General features: G+C 53.5%; 3 protein-coding genes. All 3 read right to left on the bottom strand.

Annotation, left to right across the window (positions count from 1 at the left end; genetic code table 11):
• Nucleotides 1-233 precede the first annotated feature (233 nt).
• The 3 genes from FBQ85_26675 to FBQ85_26665 all read right to left on the bottom strand — a co-directional run bounded on the left by FBQ85_26675 (nt 234) and on the right by FBQ85_26665 (nt 4,628).
• Nucleotides 234-1,088 (bottom strand): hypothetical protein, encoded by an 855-nt coding sequence (locus FBQ85_26675; protein MDL1878718.1) that lies wholly within the window; start codon nt 1,086-1,088, stop codon nt 234-236.
• 226 nt (nt 1,089-1,314) lie between these two features.
• Nucleotides 1,315-2,163, bottom strand: a complete 849-nt coding sequence (locus tag FBQ85_26670; protein ID MDL1878717.1) for a hypothetical protein — start codon at nt 2,161-2,163, stop codon at nt 1,315-1,317.
• 161 nt (nt 2,164-2,324) lie between these two features.
• Nucleotides 2,325-4,628 carry a TonB-dependent receptor gene (locus FBQ85_26665; protein ID MDL1878716.1) on the bottom strand — a complete coding sequence of 768 codons (2,304 nt, stop codon included), beginning with the start codon at nt 4,626-4,628 and terminating at the stop codon, nt 2,325-2,327.
• Between the last annotated feature and the right edge of the window lie 106 nt (nt 4,629-4,734).

The raw sequence follows: 4,734 nt of genomic DNA, 5'->3' as shown, positions 1-4,734 counted from the left end.
ATCGAATTCGAAAACCAGTGGAACAAACAAAACAAAACCGCAGTCAAAGTTCCTTAACAAAAGCCCTTTTTGTGTCCAAAAAATGGGGTGCACTACAGTGGTTCTATGGCGCCCCGCTGGGGCTTGGTGATATCTCATGATTACCGATTTCCCAGGGCGTTGCCCTTCGCTTTTACATTTCGCCCCTTTGGGCTATTTGTCTGTGCCATAGAATTCGACTTAACGTTGTAGTATTAATCTGTAATCTCGAAACGCCCGCCTTCGCGGACAAATGGCATCTTGAGATAATCCGGGCCCAGACTGGAGGTGGTTGGCCCGAGTGTTTGCAGTAATAACGATGGTATGTTTTCATGCGCGATCAGCAGATACGGCACAACCTCATATGTTCCGGGCGCGAGCCGGGGCGTCACTTCGCGGAGGCGAAAGGTGAAGCCTCGCACAACCGGTGTGCGTCCGACAATGATCACTTCTCTCGCGCTGCCGCCGGCGACGCGCTGAAAAACCGTGGTGGCGCCGGTGTTCGTCGATTCGAAAATGACCGCGCCTAGCGTGCCGATGACGGATTGCGGGAAAATTACAGTGGCCGTATCGCCAATCAGAGTTTGCAGCGTTACCCGGAGATCGATCGCTTCGGCGGTATCGCTTTGTGCGACACGGGCAGGACTGAGCTGGGTGGTGATGCCGAGAAACGGACTTAATACGATCTTGGCTCTGAGCGCGCCATTTTTGTTGAGATCCGCTGCGTCATACACAAAAACGCCGTTGCGCGTGGTGACGTTTGCCGTATTGAGCCTGCAATTGGCCATATAAAAATAAAGATCGAACGCGCCGCTGATGCCGCCGCCCGGCTGGCCTGCCGCAGGCGGCAAAATCAACCGAAACGCCCCGTTCGCGTCGGCGCGCGTACCGGCATTGAACGTATCCAGCCAAACGAATGCATCTTTCGCGCTGGCGCCGTTGTTCAGGGCGACCGACCCGTTGATGGCCTGCGTTCCGCCGCTGATGTCATTATCGCCAAAGGGACTTTCGAGACAGCCGGCCAGCAGAACGAGAGTGGGCCACACCAAGAAAACATGTAGAGTTCTCATCACAAGGTTTCCGAGATTTTTGTAACTCTGCAACCTTAAACGTTCTACACTGATTTTCGAGCAAGCTGAAAATCGAGGCTCTTCCAGCAGCTTTGAAAACTTCGCCCACAAAAGTAGAACTGCTACAGAAAGAAAAAAGCCTTTTCTGTGGGATTTCATCTCGGTGGGCGAAACACTTTCAGAATTTTATTCTAACTTTGAGCGGCTCGCGGCCGGAATCGCAGCGTTACTCACTGCTTTTCACGACGAGCTGGCCGCCGGTGCGCTTCGTCGGAATTTTGAGAAAATTCGCGCTGAAGTTTTCCACTGCATCGCCCAAACTGGGCAGAAGCCCCGGCGGCAGGACTTTTTCGGGAACGATAAGAAAGTAGGGCACGACTTCGTAACTTCCTTGCGGCAGGTAATCCGGTGTAAAATTGAGAGTCATGCTGCGGCGATATGCCTCTTGCCCGATTTTTATGCTATCGCGGGCGGCGGGGTTGACCGTCAAAGCATAGGAAAAAACAGCGCCGGTTTCTTTTTGCTTAAAAAAGAGGGCGGGACTTTCATTCTCCGGAAAAAGCACGGTCACAGAATCGCCGGCGGCGGACAATGAAAGCTGCACATTCATCGGACCTTGATAATCGCCTGCAATCTCTGCAGGCGTCACCGTGGTTTCAATGTGTAATCGTTTGAGTAGCGAAACCGTGTTGTTCAACTCGCCGCGGCTGTTAAGCCCGCCGCGCGAATACAAAAATTTGCCATCGCGTATCGCCAGATCCACCGAGGAAAGCTGATAGTTGGCAAGATAAAAATAAAGCGAGTGAACGCTGGCGCCCACCAAAACATTCGGCGCAACCGGCGGCAAATTGATTTGAAATTCGCCGCTTTGACCGGTGTACGTCGCGAAGCTCGTGCCGTCCAGCCAAACATAAACATCTGAGGGTGTTGCGCCCTCGCTCAACAAAACCCGGCCGCTCATTTGAGCGCCGGCGGTGAGCTCATTGTCATTGGCAGGATTTTTTTGGCAGTTTGACAGCAGCAAACTGAAGGCAAGTACTAGCAACAATCGTCTCAGGCGATTGCCTCGTCTCACGAGGTTAAATCCGGGAGACAGCCATTTTTTAGAATATGGCGCAACAGATAAAGGCTGCCAACGGATATTTATTTTGAATCGGTTGGCAGCTTTCATCCGTTTCCTCTTGTGATCAAATCGATAAGGCGATTCTGTTATGAAGCTCATTCAGGGTAAACGCCTCAAAACTGCGCGCCGAAGATCAGGTAATAACGCCGGTCGCGAATGGCCAGGCCTTCCAGGACTTCGTCGCTTTTGTTCAACAAATTGCGGCCGGTGGCATTGGCAAAAAGCTTGAGCTTGCCCATTTGAAAGGTTTTGCTCAAATGCAAATCGAGATTGGAAAAACCGGGCAGCGCAATTTCCGCCAGTTCGCCGAACACCGGCTGGCCGTCGGCTTGGTCGCCGCTTTTGAGACGGCGCAGCCAGCCAAATTGCTCGCTTTCGGTGAACCAATACGCTTGAAACGAATAGCCGGCATGCTCGAGATTGAGTGTGAGCGTGCGTTTGAGATCCGATTTGAATGGAAACGCGGATTTTTCGGAGATCGAATATCGTGAAATGCCGCCGGTCAGCGTCGCTTTTTTGCGGAAGAAGAAGGTGCTGGCCTTGGCCTCGATGCCGGAAATGCGCGCATTCTGCACGTTATCGAAGAACAGCACGGGAACGCCCGGCGTTGCTGCGATGCGGAACTTGTTTTCGTAGTGGTTTTGAAAATAATTGCCAGAAATCTGCCAGCCGTAGATGCTGGTGTTCGCGCGCACATCGCGCGAAATCGTGAAGCCGAGTTCCACGCTGCGATTTTTTTCCGGATTCAAATCCGGCTGCGATTCTTCCGGCGCAAAAAAGGCGGGCGAACTGGTTTGCTGCAAGAGAGTCGGAAATTTGACATTGGATCCGGCATTCAAATAACCGTTGAGCGCGAGATTGTTGCGATAGCCGTCAAAGCTGAAGGCAAATTTGAAGGTGGTTTCACGCCAGTCGTTGCGATCAAAAGCTCCCGCTACCACCAACGGATTCGGATCCCCCGGCGTGCCGCGCAACACATAATCGACTTGATCGTCGAGCACGCGATCATGGCGCAGGCTAAAATCGACATCCACGGTTTGGAAGAAATCCGAGCCGCCGTCGTTATGCAGTTTCACAATGGCAACCGCGCCATGCTGGCGGCGGTCAAATTGCGCGGATTCGATGCCCAGGCGCTGTTCTCCGGGAACGTCACGCGCGTCTTGATAATCGAGTTCTGAGGCCTGAAACTGATAGGCGGTGAGCAAATCGACGCGGCCTAGCCGGAACTGCTTTTCGGCATTGACCTGCACGGCGCGGTCGTCGATGTCGCTGTCAATGGTGCCGCCGCTGGTCAAGGTGCGCGCTTCATCGAGGCGGCGCAGCGTCAGCGACAAATTGAAATCTTTGCGCTGGGATTGTTCGGCAGCATACCTGATCGTCACCATGTGATTCAAGTCGTTTTGGCGCTCGAAATCCCGGAAATTGTCATAATCCAGGGCGGTGTAGAGATATGTCGCACTCAGTTCCTTTTTCAGGCGGTTGCCTTCGGCTTCGGAGAAACGATACGTCAAGTTGCCGGTATGATGCAACTCCGCGTTTTCCAGTCCGCTGTTGTCATCAACGGCATCGACAAAATCCCGTTTGGAGGCGCCGCGCTTGAAGTTGTAGGACGCGTGCAGCTTGTCGAGATTCCGGTAAAAGTGCAGGCCCCAGTTGCCGGAGCGGTAGGTGCCCAGGCGTTGTTGAAAGCGCACGGAATAATCTTTCTGCACTTTCGGCACGGCGTTGATGACGCCGCCAAAGGCATCCGGGCCGTAGAGCGCGGTATTGCTGCCCTTGATGATTTCCAGACGCTCGATGTCCTCCAAATCCAGCAACTGCAAGTCAAAGATATTGTCATAGGCGCTGTTCATCTTGACGCCGTTGAACAGCACGGTGACTTCATCCGGATTGCTGCCGCGGATCGAGATGGTTTTCTTGCCGCTGAGCTGTTCTTCCACCTGCACGCTCTGGTCGGTTTTCAGCAGATCGCCGGCATCTTCGAAGCCGCGAATTTCAAAGCTTTTGGCATCAATCACCGAAATCGGCTGCGGCAAATCCGTGTCAATGTCCAGGCGCTGCCGGCCCTCTTCTTCAATTTCGACGCCCGGCAAGACGATAACGCGCGGCTGCAGGTAGACCGAGCGCAGCTTCATCAGCTCTTCCAGGGTGACTTCCATGGGTTCATAGCCGACATGCTGAAAGACAATGACGCTTTGCATCGTGGTGTTGGCCAGCGGCAGCGCAAAGCGCCCGGCAAAATCCGTGGTTGAGCCGACTTTGGTGCCTTTAAAATAAACATTGACGCCGCGAATTTCGCGATGGGTGTTGCGGTCGCGCACGGCGCCGGCAAGCTTGATCTCCTGCGCTGGCAGCACAAAGGGGAGAAGCATGCCAAGGCAAAACAACAGGCGGGTAAAAAACGGCAACGGTGACATGGAGGCCTCCTCTGCAAAGGTCGGAGTGTTTTCCGGCTGGGCGTGAAAAGTTGCGGGCAAAATGATACTCACAGGAATGAGAAGCAAGCAAAAACTGTTGAATTGC

The organism is Cytophagia bacterium CHB2 (genome assembly GCA_030263535.1).
GTDB lineage: Bacteria > Zhuqueibacterota > Zhuqueibacteria > Zhuqueibacterales > Zhuqueibacteraceae > Coneutiohabitans.
The sequence above is the reverse complement of the archived record's forward strand: the minus strand, read 5'-3'. Positions and strand labels throughout refer to the sequence as shown.